This window comes from Agrobacterium sp. (genome assembly GCF_032092815.1).
GTDB lineage: Bacteria > Pseudomonadota > Alphaproteobacteria > Rhizobiales > Rhizobiaceae > Agrobacterium.
In genome coordinates this window covers 12,602-27,142 of record NZ_DAMDBP010000043.1, presented here as the reverse complement: position 1 = coordinate 27,142, position 14,541 = coordinate 12,602, and the positions used below count along the sequence as shown (strand labels likewise).

Here is a 14,541-nt window from a genome sequence, read left to right as displayed (position 1 = left end):
ATTGTTGCCCGGCCCTTCCCGGCCAGCAACCAGAAAATCGCTGACGACATCAAGCGCCATCAATGGATGATGCCAGACATTCCTGCGATAATTCACGCCCTGATCGGCCCGCGCCAGAAACACCCGTGGTTTGCCGGGTTTGCCATTATCGTCTTCTGCCACCACCACCAGAAACGGTCGCGCGGACAGTGGCGAAAAACTCTGGCTGCCAAGCGGATGCCGCTCCATCATGTCAACTGAATAGGGAAAGGAACGCGGTTGACCGCGAAACATGTTGATGACAACCCGTGCGCCCTCGCCTGCGGCCTCTGGCACAAACAGAGCGTGGTGGCGTTCTGTGGTGCCGCCATTGATCATCTTCACCGACGATGGTGTGGCCTCGATCACCTCACCGAATGGCGCAAATGCTTGTTTGCTCAACGCCTCGATGACGAGACGTTCACCTTTGATCTGCGTGGTCATTCAGGCCTCCGGCAGCATGGATGTCAAACGAAGCAGGGCGATCTTCTCAACCTGCGCCGTCGCGGTGGCAAATTCCGTCTCACGATCATTGCTGATGCGCTGCTCAAAAGCGGCAAGAATATCGTGCCGGTTCAAACCCTTCACCGCAATGATGAAAGGAAAGCCGTTACGGGCCACATAGGCAGTGTTCAGTTCGGTAAAGCGCGCATGTTCCTCCGGTGTCAGGCGGTCAAGACCGGCACCGGCCTGTTCATTACGGCTGTCATCGGTCAGCTTGCCTGCAATAGCCAGCTTGCCTGCGAGGTCCGGATGCGCCTGCAATACACCCAGCCGTTCCGGCTGCGAGGCGGCACGAAACTGTGCCACCAGCGCAGCATGCACTCCAGTTGCCGTCAGTGGTTCCGCAAGAACACCAGCTTCAAAGGCACGCTCGGCAATAAACGGCGAATGTTCAAACACACCGCCGAAACGGCTGACGAAATCTGCACGATCCACCATGTCAAACCGCCCCAGGCTTGTGGTGCTTGTGCCAGTGGCGCGCGATCTCGATACGTTGTGGTATCCAAACCTTCTCGTGACCCAGCACATATTCGATGAAACGACGAAGCGCCGCTGCTCGGCCAGGACGCCCGACAAGGCGGCAATGCAGGCCAACGCTCAGCATCTTTGGCGCACCTTCCTGCCCTTCCTGATAAAGCACATCAAATGCGTCTTTCAGATAGGTGAAGAACTGGTCACCGGAATTGAAACCCTGCGGCGTGGCAAAGCGCATGTCATTGGTTTCAAGCGTGTAGGGAATGATCAGGAAAGGTTCATCCTTTGCGCCCTTCACCCAATAGGGCAGATCATCGGCGTAAGAGTCCGAGGAATAAAGGAAACCGCCCTCTTCCATCACCAGCTTCAAGGTGTTGTCGGACGGTTTGCCCTGGTACATGCCATAGGGGCGCTCACCCGTCAGCTCGGTGTGAAGACGCACGGCTTCGAGAATGTGTTTGCGCTCTTCTTCTTCGGTAAAATCCTTGTATTCCAGCCAGCGATAACCGTGGCTGGCAATTTCCCAACCCGCTTCTTTCATGGCTGCGACCGCATCCGGATTACGCGCCATGGCCGAAGTTACCCCGTAAACGGTGGTGGTGACACCAAGGCTGGTGAACATGCGCCACAAACGCCAGAAACCGGCACGCGAGCCATATTCATAGATCGATTCCATGTTCAGGTTGCGCTGTCCGGCCCAGGGCTGTGCACCAACGATTTCCGACAGCAGCGACTCGGACGCCTTGTCATTGTCGAGAATACAGCTTTCTCCGCCCTCTTCGTAATTGATGACGAACTGAACCGCGATATTGGCGCCACCGGGCCACTGCGGATCAGGACTGTTGCGGCCATAACCAATCAAATCACGTGGGTAATTATCGGATATCATTCAATCACCTTCCAAATATGTGCCAGAACGGTAGCATTCACATTTGGAAAGTCGAGATGAAATATGCCCTCATCCCGTTCTCTTTTTGCCTGAGAACGAGACACCGGAGCATCCATCGCCAAGATGTTTTCAGGCTGGCAGCATCAGCGCCGGTTCCTGTTCTTTACGTCCCACCCGACGGGCCGAAACCCGCCCCATGGGGTGAAGCGAATGAACGCGGAACGGTGCACCCGGCTCGTCTTCGACAAACAGTGCCAGATTGTTGAAGGTGAGTTTACGGGAAAGATGCGGTTCAAAAACCACACGAACCGCGTGTTCCACCCGGGCAAAGTCCGGCTGTGAAACGCCACCGGTCAATGGCATCTGAAAACGGAAATCCTCCATCACATAGGGATGGCCCCACCGGTGCAGATTGGTCAGCTGCGCCGCAGAAAGCTGGTCCGGATCGGCGCGATCGATTTCTGCATCGGTGAGTGGTGCCCGGTAACGGTCAAATGTCTGCACGACGCTTGCCGCCAGAAACCCGAGCCTTTCGCAAGGCCATGATGGGATCAGCGTGAAAACCGGACCGATGCGGGCGATTTCGATTGGCGGCAATTCAAATGGTTGCTGCTGACCGGCAAAACACATCAACTCGCGCAGCAACATCGCTTCACTCACCTCATCCGACAGCCGGAATGGCGCCTTGATGAGACCATGAAAACCATACCGGCGCGGCAGAGCCGTGTGGTAGGAAATTTCCTGCATACCAAGCCCGGTTGCCGGTGGCGGATCCACCATCTCCCCGGAATAAACGTCACGGCCAAGCCAAGCCGCAGCGACCGCCGTCAACGGGTCGTTGGGGGACGGAGTGAAATGAATGGCGTATCGCATGCGTCGTCACCTCGCTCCATTGGCGTCATGATCAATCCTCGGTTCTCAGGCCGATGATTTAGCGATAGGTGATTTGCATGACAGATTAACGACGTGAAACGCCTGAGAGCTATGAAATCTTCATGGCCACAGCAATGTGATTTTCCAGCGAAAAGCTGTGAGGAAGCTGCATCTCACCGCCCTCAACCACACGAAGTGCGGCATCTGCCAGCCGATGCGCCAGACCGAAACCGACCTTGAAACCACCGGTCAGCGCAATGAGACGCGGATAGTCCGGATGCGCTCCAACCATCGGATCACGGTCGATTGCCTTGGGGCGCAGCCCGGCCCAGCGCTCGATGACCTCGGCGTTCTGAAGAGCAGGAACCAGTTGGCGTGCTTTCTCGATCAGGGGATCGAGTTGGGCATCCGTCGTAAAAGGTTCAACAAAACCTTCCTCACTGGTACTGCCGACTGCCACCATGCCATCGTCATGCGGAATGACATAAAGCCCGCCCAAAAATACCACCGGCACGGCAGGATCGATCGTCGCCTTCATCAGCGCAGATTGCCCCTTGACGGGTTGCCCCAAGGGTTTGGCGGGCGAAAGTTTCAGACTTTGCTGCAAGAGCGGAAATGACTGATACCCGGCCGATACGATGACATGGCCAAATGAGACAAGCTGGCCGTCCGACAATGTCGCCTGCGTCCGGTCCATATCCAGCGCGGTTACACCCATCCCTTCAACAACGGTGACATGTTTGGCGGCTGCCAGATATCCAAGAAGGGCCTTGCCCATCAGCCGTGGCGACATGCGCGCAGCGAGCGTATCATAGACAAAACCGCCAGCCATTTCCTGCGTGGAAAGATAGTCTGCTACCGGCGGCACATCCAGAACATGCCAGTGATATTGGTGCCCCGCTTGCGCCCAGTTCGTCTTGGCATCCTGCTGGTGACGAAGGGCAATGTCGCGCAAATGCGGTTTGGGCAGTGGAATGATCCGCCCACAACGTCGATAGCCGACCGACAGACCCGTCGCTGCCTGCAGCTCGGCAACCTCGCCTTCCAGCGCCACCAACGCATCAAACTGGAACTGTTTTTTATCCGACCATTTGTCCGGCATATGCGCCATCAGGGCGCCAATCAGGCCACCACTTGCACCTTGCCCGATACGATTTGCCTCGACCAGCAGCGTTTTCAGCCCCATGCGCTCAGCCTTGACGGCTGCCCAAAGCCCCATGACGCCACCACCAACAATCAAAAGGTCGATTGAGGAAGGAACGGATTGAGATTGACCCGCAGCACCGGCCAGATTATCGGCTTTATTCATGACACATCCAGACGAAAACACACCGGTCAACAACACTCAGCCGCAGGACAGCTCAGCCACCACCCTTGATTGGCGTGAGGGCGATATGCCCTATTCACTGGCGTTTGGCGACCACTTTTATTGCCAGACCGATGGACGGCTGGAGTGCGGACATGTGTTTCTGGCGGGAAATGACTTGCCAGATCGCTGGCAGGCAGCGACCGGCATCTTCCGTATTGGCGAGCTCGGTTTCGGCACCGCGCTTAATTTCTGCGAGACATGGCGGCAGTGGAAACAGACCCGGCCAGCCGGCGCCAAGCTGCACTTCATCTCCTTTGAGCTCTACCCGATGAAAGCAGACGAAATTGACCGCGCCCTTTCGCGTTGGCCCGAGGTCGATGCAGAACGGCAGGCTCTGATCAAACTTTGGCCCAACAATCCGCAAGGCCAGATCACCCTGCAACTGGACGAGCAGACGATACTGACCGTGGTGTGCGGTGTGGCATTTGACGGCATTCAAGCAAGCCCTGATCTGTTCGACGCCTGGTATCTCGACGGCTTTGCGCCATCCCGTAATCCCGACATGTGGTCGCTGGAAATCATGACGGCGCTGTTTGACAAAACGGTCCAAGGCGGTAGCTTTGCCACCTATGCCGCCGCGGGTTTTGTGCGCCGCAACTTGATTGCAGCCGGATTCACGGTCGAACGACGCAAGGGATTTGCCGGAAAACGTGAAATGTTGTGCGGTACAAAATCTTAGACACAACACGCAGAGGTTTATTTCACAATAGGATTATAGGCACGCCGTCCCCGTCCGGATGATCGATGCGTCTATAGTGATGGAACTGACTTTTACACTCGTCTCAACGGTTTGTTCGTCAGTGTCACGAACGCGAGCAGAAATATTGATTACGGCAACATCACATCAGATTTCGCACACCTGACCAATCTCAGCATCATGACAATACATGTCTCCGCTCTCGATACATGTAGCGTTGTCTTGCCGGTGCCGATACTGATGCTGATCCGGGATCGATGATGGCCGTGCTGTTATGCCACGTCGACCGGCAGTTGAACGTCATGGCAGAGACCGCCAGCAAATTTGGACCATTGTCGAAAGACAGGAAGCCGAAATCGGAGTTTGCGGCAAGCTGTTTGACGCCAGCGGCATTGGCCGTCTGGTGGACGCCGACATGAATGAAGAATCCACACGCCTCAAGGCGCTGAAAACCCAACAGCAGCTTGGCATTCTGGCCCTGTCGATCGCCGATACCCAGCCGGACAGTGTCATCCAGTTTTTCAGATAATCCATTGAAACTCATAGATGCAACAGTGGCTTGAGACTGCGTACAACAGGATGTCTCAAACCACTTCGTTTTCAAGGAATGAGCGGCCGGCGCAAGTCAATTCGCGCCTATATCTTAAAGCGCTGAGCCTGCCTTTTGCACCACAGTCTCACCCAGCCATTGCTTGAGTTTGGCTTCCAGCAATTCCGGGCTGATCGGTTTTGACACGTAGTCATCCATACCAACCTCAAGGCAACGCTCACGGTCGCTTTCCTGCGCATGCGCAGTCACGCCGACGATCGGCACATGTCGCCCGTCACCCGCCTCGGCTTCGCGCTCACGGATCAGCTGCGTGGCCTGATGCCCGTTCATCACAGGCATCGACACGTCCATCAGGATCACTGCGGGATTATGCTCTTCCCAAGCAGCAACGGCCTTTTTGCCATTGTTGACAATGGAAAAGCGCAAACCCGTGCCCTGCAGAATCTGTGAAAACACGATCTGGTTGACGTCATTGTCTTCGGCCACCAGCACATCAAGCGTCGATGCGACCGCTGGTGTTACAACCTTGGAAACCGGCTTGCGCAGCTCGGATTTCAGCGCGGAAGGCGATGGACACGCTGCCTGTTTTGCCTCGTATTGCTGCTCGGTCAGCAAACGCTCACGCCGTTGCAGGCGCGAGGCGCGCACGATTTCACCAAGGGTCGAACGCAACAGCTTCGCACGGGCAGGCTTCATCAGATGTGCCTGCACATTCATGTCGTTCAGTAGGCTGTCATCGCCCACCACCATGTCCATGGAGGTGAGGAACACGATGCCCATATCCTGCAAACGATCATCATAACGGATCTGTCGGGCAACATCGATGCCGTTCATGCCGGGCATATGATAGTCGAGAATAACCGTGTCGATCACCACACCAAGCTCTGCCGCCTGCTCGATGATCGCAAGTCCAGCTGCACCGCTTTCTGCGGCGTAACTGTCATAACCCCATTGCGACAACTGTTCGCTGAGGATCTGGCGATTGATCTCATTGTCATCAATGACGAGAACGCGCGCGCCGCTGAGATCCGCCGCAGGCAGGGCTGTGGATTTGTTGCCGCGCAATGCCGCCGCCTCAAGCGGCAGCTTCACGGTAAAGAGGGTTCCCTCTCCAACCGCACTCTCGACATTGATCGATCCTGCAAAAATGCCAACCAGTCCGACGGTGATCGCAAGCCCAAGGCCCGTACCTTCATGCCGGCGGGTGGTTGAGGAATCCACCTGGCTGAACTTGTCGAAAATCGAGGCCAGCTTGTCCGAAGGAATGCCGATGCCGGTATCCTGCACGCGGATTGTCAGCAGCACTTCACCCGCTTCAAGTGTCTGTTCGGCAAGTTCGATCAGCACATAACCGGTTTCGGTGAACTTGACGGCGTTGCCAACCAGATTGGTGATGATCTGCCGGAAACGTCCAGCATCGCTGACCACCATATGCTGCACGGACGGATCGATGCGGATGGCAAGTTCGATATCTTTTTCCGATGCAGTCGACGACAGAAGCGAGGCGACATCTTCGACTGCCTCGACCGGGTCAAAAAGCACCTTGCGCAGCTTCATCTGCCCGGCATCGATTTTGGAGAAATCAAGAATGTCGTTGATGATTGTCAGCAACGCATTGCCAGATTTGACGATAACGTCGGTAAAGGTCTTCTGGCGCGTATCGAGATCGGATTTGGCAAGCAGTTCCGCCATGCCGAGAACGCCATTCATCGGCGTGCGAATTTCATGGCTCATATTGGCCAAAAACTCTGATTTGGCACGGTCTGCCGCTTCGGCCCGCTGCACCAGCCGCTCAAGCTCTGCTTCGCGGCGCTTCATCTCTGTTACATCAGTGATCGTGATGACCCAGTAACCCGCCGTGCTGATGGTCGCTTCGAGATTGAACCAGCTGTTATTGGCCATTGGGAACAGCCAGGTAAATGGTCGTGCCTTGGCGACATTGTCGTGCCATGCGTCAAATGTTGCCGCAGCCCCGTCCGGCCCTCCAAAATCTCCGCGGCGCGCGCAAAAGGCAAATATCTCTAACCAGCCTTCGCCCGGTGCAAAGAAGCTGGCTGGCACGTCAAGCATGCGCGGCAGAGCATCATTGGATGTGATAACAACGCCGTTCTCGATCAGCAAAAGCCCCTGAGCCATGGCGCGGGTGGCTTCCTGCATATATTCACCAACCCGAGCGAGCTCTGCTCTGGCAAGCGAGATTTCATTATCGCGTTCACGCACACCGGTAATGTCAGTGTAGGTAATCAGCACCTTGCCACCAGCAATGCGCGTGCAGGAAATAACCGTGACCCGGCCGGATGCGCTGCGCATTTCCAGCGGCTCGAAATCATCAGGCGATTGCAGCCGTGCGATACGGTTGTCATAGACCTCCTCAAAGGTCTTGCCGCTGTAGTCGTAGATCTTTTCCTTGAAGGTTATTTCGAGGAAGTTGCGGTAGGTCAGCCCCACCAGATCAATATTCGCGCGGGTATCCAGGGTCTGGTAGAAAGACTTGTTGGCATATTCAATAATCAGATCAGGCCCAAGCAGCAGCACACCGACCGGCAGCGATTTCAGAATGCCTTCAAGCTCGGCATGCAGCGCCTCGGTTTCCTGCTGCGCCTGTATGAAGCGCGTTTCGCGGTCCTTGAGAACTGAAACATCGGTAATGGAACCAACAAGATAACGCTCGTCATCCGGCGTCACGATGCGGCCAAGACGGGTGATGACAGGCACATTTTCTGCACCATTGCTGAAAGAAATACTTTCTTCTTTCTGCAGGGCAGTACCGGTGGTCAGCACCTCTTCATCTTCGCGGCGGAATGCAGCACGCATGTCCGGGAACATGTCTTCGGCAGTCTGACCGAGAAATTTGCGACGATCACCGCCAAGCAATCGCTCATAAGCGGCATTGATGAAGGTCAAACGGCGGTCACTGTCACGCAAGAAAACAGGAACCGGCAGCTCTTCAAGCGCCTCACGGTAAAGCCAGGTTTCGCGAATATGGCGGCTGAGTAAAACCTCATGCGCCTTGAATTCGGTCACATCGACACGCAGGCAAATCAGCAAACCGCTTTCAAGGCGTTTGTTGACCTGTCTGAGCCAAGTGCGATCACACAGTTGCTCCGTTGTTTCAAAATAGGGCAGATTGTATTTATCAAGGCGGTCATTCAGCCAGGCACGTCTGGCAGACGGATCACGGCTAACACCCTCTTCGCCATTGTTGGCGGCATGATCGTAAATGCTGCCCAGCACTTCCGAAAGACGCATTCCCGGTTTCAGTTCGAGATCGATCATGCGATAGAAATCGGATAGGCGGGCATTGTGGTAAAGCAGCCGGTTTTCGCGACTGTAGATGCAGATACCGACATCGATCAGGTCAAGCACACCACTGCCGACCAGAATTTCAGCCTCATTGCGCCCAAGCGCTTCCAGCTCAAAAGCCGGCATGGTTTCAAACACTTCGTAGAGAAACATCGCGCCGTCATCGGCGATGAAACGTTCACAACGAATGGCATGGCGACCAAGCGACACGGCACCCTGACAGGCGGCGATTTCTTCCGTGGCAAAAACCAGCGAACGACGTTCCTTGTCTTCGCGGTCTATATCACCGGGATTGCCTGAGAGTTCATAGGTTCCCTTGGCCGGAAAATCCTGCATGGGACGGCCGATAAAACGTGCATAAGCCTCGTTGACGGCAACATAACGAAGCTCGCTGTCTTTGATGCATGCGGGAAGATCCAGATCGCGGATCCCTTCACACGCCATTGCCAGCAACTCGCCGTTAATGCCCACCAGTTAGCCCTCGTTCGGTCTTAACAGTCACAACCAGCCTGATCCAATCGAATCAATCTCGCATGGATTGCACAGTTGTGCGGAATCTATGGTCTGAAAAGCAGGATGGCCAGAACCTGCGGATGGTTAAACAGATTAAATTTAAGAAAAATGTATATAATCGAAAAGATGTTCAAACGGTAAAGTAGTGCTCCAGACTTGTACTCAAAACAGCACTACCAGAAACATTTGCTTGACTTTCGGACGTGAAACGCCCAAATGCACACTGCTTTCACCTTCCGGCAGCCGCGTGAGCTGCATGACGCATGAGATACAAGCGCAGGAAGGAAAAGCGCATATAGCAAGGCAGATGGTCTTCGTGACCGCACTTAACGCGCAGAAAGTCATTCCAACCCACAAGTTCCCAATTCACGCGGGGTTCTTGACGCCAAGACAACCGGACCGGCATGGGCTGTTCCGGCGACAGCGTTTTGGCGCCCCGAAAGGTTATTTTATTGACCAGTTTTAACGAACTCGGCCTATCCGAAAAGATCGTGGCCACAGTTACCCAGCTTGGTTACGAGACACCGACCCCAATTCAGGCAAAGGCGATCCCGCTGCTGCTCCAGGGTCGCGACATGATCGGCCTCGCACAGACCGGTACCGGCAAAACCGCAGCCTTTGGCCTGCCAATCATTGAAATGCTGCTGAAGAATGCAGACCGTCCGGCAAACCGCACGGCCCGCACGCTCATCCTCGCACCAACCCGCGAACTGGTGAACCAGATCGGCGAAAACCTGCGCTCCTTCGTGCGCAAGACGCCGCTGCGCATCAACCAGGTTGTTGGTGGCGCATCGATCAACAAGCAGCAGTTGCAGCTGGAAAAGGGCACCGACATTCTGGTGGCAACACCGGGTCGTCTGCTGGACCTCATTGCTCGCAACGCAATCAGCCTGTCCAAGGTCACCCACCTTGTTCTCGACGAAGCCGACCAGATGCTGGACCTTGGCTTCATTCATGACCTGCGCAAGATTTCACGCATGGTTCCATCCAAGCGTCACACATTGCTGTTTTCGGCCACCATGCCGAAGGCAATTGCTGATCTGGCCTCCAGCTACCTGACCAACCCGGTTACCGTTGAGGTCACACCTCCCGGCAAGGCTGCCGACAAGGTGGAACAGTATGTTCACTTCGTAGCAGGCAAGAACGACAAGACCGAACTTCTCAAGAAGTCGCTCAACGAGAACCCGGATGGCCGCGCCATCGTGTTTCTGCGCACCAAGCATGGCGCTGAAAAGCTGTCCAAGCATCTCGAGCACATCGGTTTCAAGGTTGCATCCATCCACGGCAACAAAAGCCAGGGTCAGCGCGAACGCGCCTTGAAGGGTTTCAAGGACGGCGAAATCAAGGTGCTGGTTGCAACTGACGTTGCTGCACGCGGCATCGACATTCCAGCCGTCACGCACGTCTTCAACTACGACCTGCCGGAAGTGCCTGATGCCTATGTTCACCGCATCGGCCGTACGGCCCGTGCTGGTCGTGACGGCATTGCAATCGCTTTCTGCGCACCGGATGAAACCCGCCTGTTGCGTGATATCGAACGTCTGATGAACATCGACATCACCGTTGCGTCCGGCGAACGTCCGGAAGTGCTGGCAAGCCCGACCCGCGGCAACAACCGCAACCGCAACAACAATGGCGGCCCACGTCGTCAGGGTGGCGCAGAGCGTGGCCATGGTGAACGCAATGACCGTGGTCATCGCGAAGGCGGTCAGCGCAATGGTGGACGTCGCAATGGCGATTTCCGTGGCCAGCGCGCCGGCGAATTCGCACCGGTCGAACGCGACAACGATCTGGAAGTCACTTCCGACTTCAAGCGCGTCAAGCAGGTTGAGGGTGAAACCGGCAGACCTGGTGGCCCTTCCAAGAAGCGCAACCGCCCTGCCCGCAAGCCCGGCGCAAACCGCCACTCGCCTGCTGGCGGTCACGCTCCTGAAAAGCGCGCATCCGGCAATGGTGGCAACCGCGGTCGCAATCGCTAAGCCATAAAGATCAAAAGCCCCGCAAGCCGATCGCTTGCGGGGCTTTTTTGTTATCAGGCTTGTTTTGCAAATTTATGCTGGCGAGCCGGCAGGGTCATGGCAATGACACCGACAAGCACGCACAGCATACCAGCCCATGCAGAGGCGTCGGGCATTTCACCGAGGAAGATCATGCCGATGACAACGCCAACCGGCACACGCAGATACGCCTGCGAGGTCGCACCAACCGAGCCAAGTGTCTGCATCAGACGAAAATAGATGATGAAAGCCAGCGCTGTCGAAAAGACCGACAGGCCGAGCAAGGCCAGCAGCGACGACATTGATGGCTGCAAAGTCCAGGGCTGATCGACCACAAGGCTAATTGGCACCAGTATGGCTGCACCTGAGATCAGCGAACCGGTAGCCGGGATCATTGGATCAAATCCCTTGAAACCCTTGCCGAATATTGCCGCTCCCGCATAGCAGATCGTCGCGAAAATCACCGCCAGTTGCGCCCATAAGGCTTGGCCAAGGCCAGTCAGTGCCTGAACGCCGATGATCAGGCAGGTGCCCGCCATTCCAACCATGATGCCGAACAGCTTGCGTCCGGTGACGCTTTCATGGCGGGTCACAAATGCAGTCAGCAGCAACGTGAAAATCGGCGTTGTCGAGTTCAGGATGACGGCAAGTCCGGCATCGATACTCTGTTCAGCCCAGGCAATCAGCGTGAAGGGAACGGCACTGTTCAGGCAGGCCTGAATGACAAAGCGCTTCCAAACGGCTTTGTCCGTCGGCAAACGCACACCTCGCAGATAAAGAACGGCAAGAAGCACAAGACCTGCAATCAGGGTTCTGGCCGCAATCAGCGTGATGGGTGGAATGGTTTCGACGCCGGCCTTGATGAAGGTGTAAGACGCACCCCAAAGGGTGGCGAGCACGGCAAGGAGCGCCAATTCACGAAGCATGGTGTTTTGAGTGGTCACGGTCTGTTTCCTGTCAGAATATCATGACCCGCTTCTAGGCCGAATGCCATGTGTGATGTTTCGGCGCAGACCGAAGTTTTCAAAAAATAAACACTAAAAAACCCGCCTGACAAAACCAGGCGGGTTTCCAATGAAACGACCATCTACGCGGTTAATCAGCCGCGCTTCTCGTCCAGCGAAAAGGCACCGGGGCCGGACAAGAACATGTACAGAAACACGAAGCAGAACAGGATTGCAGCATCGCCACCGTTCAGAGCCGGGAAGAAGCTGGATGGCGCATGGGCCATGAAATAGGCAACCGCCATCTGACCTGAAAGAATGAAGGCAACAGGGCGCGTGAACAGGCCGACTAGGATCAGGATGCCACCGACCAGTTCAAGAAGTGCAGCAGCCAAAAGCAGTGGCGGCAACGAACCTTCCATCTGCGATGCAGGGAAGCCGAACAGTTTTTGCGTGCCATGCTGGATGAACAGCAGGGCAACAATGATACGCAGAGCAGCAAGGCCGTAAGGCCGGTATTTTGAAAGGTTGTCGAAGAGTGCCATGAAGGATGCCCCTGTTGGATTGATTTCCGCTCGATAGCGCCTGAAAAACACTTCGCGAAGACACGTATCAAACACTGGAATTCACATTTTCGGCATTTCCGTAATTAGACGTCAGGCCAAAAAGCCCTTATTCTACAATGAGTTGAAAGCGCGCCGAGTTTGGCATGCTGAATTTGAAATTACAACCCCGACACGAAAACGGATATTAGCAAAAATAGCCTGTTTACCAATGCGATTTTGAGGGCTTTCACGCGCAATCAAGTGGAAAACCATCAAATCCCTTAATTTCCTTCAGCACGAATGTCGTCTGCATTTCCTTGATTCTCGGAAGGCGACGGACAACCGACATGGCAAAGTCCGCGTAGCTATCCAGATCTGCGGCGACCACCTGCAACAGGAAGTCTGCGTCTCCAGCAATGCTGTAACAGGCAACCACCTCTTTCAGCGCCGACACCTGCTGCGAAAAGTCTTCGGCTTCCGCCTCGTTATGGCTGTCGATTTTCACGCGAATGAACGCCAGAACACCAAGACCGATCTGCCTGCGGTCCAGTTTTGCGGTGTATCCGTTGATGACACCGCTTTCTTCGAGATGACGGACGCGGCGCCAGCATGGCGATGTGGACAGCCCCACTGCATCAGATAGCGCCTGGTTGGTCATGCGACCGTCGTTCTGCAAATGATGGAGAATGCGGACATCCTCCGCCTCCAGACCCGTATTGGACATAAGTCACCTCATACACTCGATTGTGAGGTAGAGACTACCAAATCAGGGTAATTCTCGGCAACAATAGGTATGATCTACCAGACAAAAGCACCTATTTTCCCCGCCGAAACGACGAGGAAACCATGACACCTGACCTTCACACCGCCATCATCGTTAATCCGGCCCTGCCAATGGGACTGATCGCCAACACCATTGGCGCAATCGGTATCGGTATTGGCGCAAAAATACCGCAGTTGGCTGCCGACCGCCTGACGGATATGCATGAGCGCAGCATCGACATCAGTTCCAACAGACCGGTTCCCATTCTGCAGGCCGACGCAGACACCATCCGCAATATCATGCTGAAAATCATCGACGCAGGCACGCAGGACATTGTCACCGTACCCTTCCCGGCATTTGCCAGAGCCTTGCACAATTATCAGGATTATCAGCAGACATTCCCAGACCGCGATTTGTCACAGGAGGTGATCGACGGGTTGGGACTGGCAGGTCCGACAAAACTGGTGAGATCGCTGACCGGCGCCTTGAAACTGCTGCGGTGAGTGCGATCAGGCAGGCTCGCAGAGACGCTGCACATCGACCTCTTCAAGACAAGGATCAAAGGGCGCAAACGAAATCTTTGCACCGGTTACCGTGGCAACCGTATTGGCCGGGATAAGCTCCCATGTTTCATCCCGGTCACCGAAGGGTTCGGAAGCAACCGCAACGCCATCAGGCATACGCCGCCAATAAAGCGATGGCGGACGCTCGTCGCTCGACCAGCGAAAGGCATACATCGTGTCGCCATTTGCCAGCACAGCACTGAAACGGATCGGCTGATCGACATGGGATGAACGCAGAATATCAAGACAGGTCAACAGCGTTCGCGAGAATGCCGAGATTGGATCGACCGCCAGACCGAAACCGGCCGCGATCAGGAAAATCGCTTCGCTGTCACTGCTACCGCTGCGGGCTGTATAAACCTCATCAGGGATAAGCGCTTCGACCTTGCGTTTGACATGTTCATAACCGCCAATCTGGCCGTTATGCATGAACAGATGACGATCAAGCCCGAACGGATGGCAATTGGCCATCGACACACCGCCCGTTGTAGCAGAGCGTACATGTGCCAGAAACATCTGCGCCTCGATCTGATGACAGA

The 14,541-nt window shown here is 55.4% G+C and carries 14 protein-coding genes; 4 read left to right on the top strand and 10 right to left on the bottom strand.

Annotated features, from left to right (window positions below; genetic code table 11):
* From RT613_RS19650 to RT613_RS19630, 5 genes are all read right to left on the bottom strand, one after another.
* The coding region (locus RT613_RS19650) for an ureidoglycolate lyase (protein ID WP_313618072.1) at nt 1–462 on the bottom strand (462 nt) is incomplete at its 3' end.
* Nucleotides 463–960: a 2-oxo-4-hydroxy-4-carboxy-5-ureidoimidazoline decarboxylase gene (gene uraD, locus RT613_RS19645; RefSeq protein ID WP_313618071.1), complete on the bottom strand. Its 498-nt coding sequence runs from the start codon at nt 958–960 to the stop codon at nt 463–465.
* A 1-nt stretch (nt 961) separates the two neighbouring features.
* Nucleotides 962–1,885, bottom strand: coding sequence for an allantoinase PuuE (gene puuE / locus RT613_RS19640; protein WP_313618070.1), 924 nt, complete (start codon nt 1,883–1,885; stop codon nt 962–964).
* A 129-nt stretch (nt 1,886–2,014) separates the two neighbouring features.
* Nucleotides 2,015–2,758 (bottom strand): DUF1045 domain-containing protein, encoded by a 744-nt coding sequence (locus RT613_RS19635; protein ID WP_313618069.1) that lies wholly within the window; start codon nt 2,756–2,758, stop codon nt 2,015–2,017.
* A gap of 109 nt (nt 2,759–2,867) precedes the next feature.
* A complete protein-coding gene (locus RT613_RS19630; RefSeq protein ID WP_313618068.1) occupies nt 2,868–4,067 on the bottom strand; it encodes an FAD-binding oxidoreductase in 1,200 nt (399 codons plus the stop codon).
* On the opposite strand from RT613_RS19630, the gene mnmD reads away from it, so the two are divergent.
* Both mnmD and RT613_RS23875 read left to right on the top strand, forming a co-directional pair.
* Nucleotides 4,066–4,806, top strand: a complete 741-nt coding sequence (mnmD, locus tag RT613_RS19625; RefSeq protein ID WP_313618067.1) for a tRNA (5-methylaminomethyl-2-thiouridine)(34)-methyltransferase MnmD — start codon at nt 4,066–4,068, stop codon at nt 4,804–4,806. The two genes, RT613_RS19630 and mnmD, sit on opposite strands and share 2 nt — an antisense overlap.
* A 292-nt stretch (nt 4,807–5,098) precedes the next feature.
* Nucleotides 5,099–5,353, top strand: coding sequence for a flagellin (locus RT613_RS23875; protein ID WP_409558862.1), 255 nt, complete (start codon nt 5,099–5,101; stop codon nt 5,351–5,353).
* Nucleotides 5,354–5,467: 114 nt separating this feature from the next.
* Here RT613_RS23875 and RT613_RS19615 read toward each other — a convergent pair whose 3' ends face one another.
* Nucleotides 5,468–9,121 carry a response regulator gene (locus RT613_RS19615; RefSeq protein WP_313618085.1) on the bottom strand — a complete coding sequence of 1,218 codons (3,654 nt, stop codon included), beginning with the start codon at nt 9,119–9,121 and terminating at the stop codon, nt 5,468–5,470.
* Nucleotides 9,122–9,642: 521 nt separating this feature from the next.
* Between RT613_RS19615 and RT613_RS19610 the strand changes: the two genes are divergently transcribed.
* Nucleotides 9,643–11,169, top strand: coding sequence for a DEAD/DEAH box helicase (locus RT613_RS19610; protein WP_313618066.1), 1,527 nt, complete (start codon nt 9,643–9,645; stop codon nt 11,167–11,169).
* Between the two features lie 53 nt (nt 11,170–11,222).
* On the opposite strand, the gene RT613_RS19605 is transcribed toward RT613_RS19610, so the two are convergent.
* The 3 genes from RT613_RS19605 to RT613_RS19595 form a co-directional block, all read right to left on the bottom strand.
* Nucleotides 11,223–12,131: an EamA family transporter gene (locus RT613_RS19605; RefSeq protein ID WP_313618065.1), complete on the bottom strand. Its 909-nt coding sequence runs from the start codon at nt 12,129–12,131 to the stop codon at nt 11,223–11,225.
* A gap of 155 nt (nt 12,132–12,286) precedes the next feature.
* Nucleotides 12,287–12,676 carry a DoxX family protein gene (locus tag RT613_RS19600; protein ID WP_313618064.1) on the bottom strand — a complete coding sequence of 130 codons (390 nt, stop codon included), beginning with the start codon at nt 12,674–12,676 and terminating at the stop codon, nt 12,287–12,289.
* A 247-nt stretch (nt 12,677–12,923) separates the two neighbouring features.
* Entirely contained in the window at nt 12,924–13,400 is a 477-nt protein-coding gene (locus tag RT613_RS19595; RefSeq protein WP_313618063.1) for an Lrp/AsnC family transcriptional regulator, read from the bottom strand.
* 122 nt (nt 13,401–13,522) lie between these two features.
* Between RT613_RS19595 and RT613_RS19590 the strand changes: the two genes are divergently transcribed.
* Nucleotides 13,523–13,942: a DUF2000 domain-containing protein gene (locus RT613_RS19590; RefSeq protein WP_313618062.1), complete on the top strand. Its 420-nt coding sequence runs from the start codon at nt 13,523–13,525 to the stop codon at nt 13,940–13,942.
* 6 nt (nt 13,943–13,948) lie between these two features.
* On the opposite strand, the gene RT613_RS19585 is transcribed toward RT613_RS19590, so the two are convergent.
* A partial coding sequence (locus RT613_RS19585; RefSeq protein ID WP_313618061.1) for a class II glutamine amidotransferase occupies nt 13,949–14,541 on the bottom strand: 593 nt, incomplete at its 5' end.

Coding starts and splice junctions, on each gene's coding strand:
- uraD (WP_313618071.1), bottom strand. CDS start 960: ATGGTGGATCGTGCAGATTTCGTCAGCCGTTTCGGCGGTGTGTTTGAA.
- puuE (WP_313618070.1), bottom strand. CDS start 1,885: ATGATATCCGATAATTACCCACGTGATTTGATTGGTTATGGCCGCAAC.
- RT613_RS19635 (WP_313618069.1), bottom strand. CDS start 2,758: ATGCGATACGCCATTCATTTCACTCCGTCCCCCAACGACCCGTTGACG.
- mnmD (WP_313618067.1), top strand. CDS start 4,066: ATGACACATCCAGACGAAAACACACCGGTCAACAACACTCAGCCGCAG.
- RT613_RS19630 (WP_313618068.1), bottom strand. CDS start 4,067: ATGAATAAAGCCGATAATCTGGCCGGTGCTGCGGGTCAATCTCAATCC.
- RT613_RS23875 (WP_409558862.1), top strand. CDS start 5,099: ATGCCACGTCGACCGGCAGTTGAACGTCATGGCAGAGACCGCCAGCAA.
- RT613_RS19615 (WP_313618085.1), bottom strand. CDS start 9,121: ATGGCGTGTGAAGGGATCCGCGATCTGGATCTTCCCGCATGCATCAAA.
- RT613_RS19600 (WP_313618064.1), bottom strand. CDS start 12,676: ATGGCACTCTTCGACAACCTTTCAAAATACCGGCCTTACGGCCTTGCT.
- RT613_RS19595 (WP_313618063.1), bottom strand. CDS start 13,400: ATGTCCAATACGGGTCTGGAGGCGGAGGATGTCCGCATTCTCCATCAT.
- RT613_RS19590 (WP_313618062.1), top strand. CDS start 13,523: ATGACACCTGACCTTCACACCGCCATCATCGTTAATCCGGCCCTGCCA.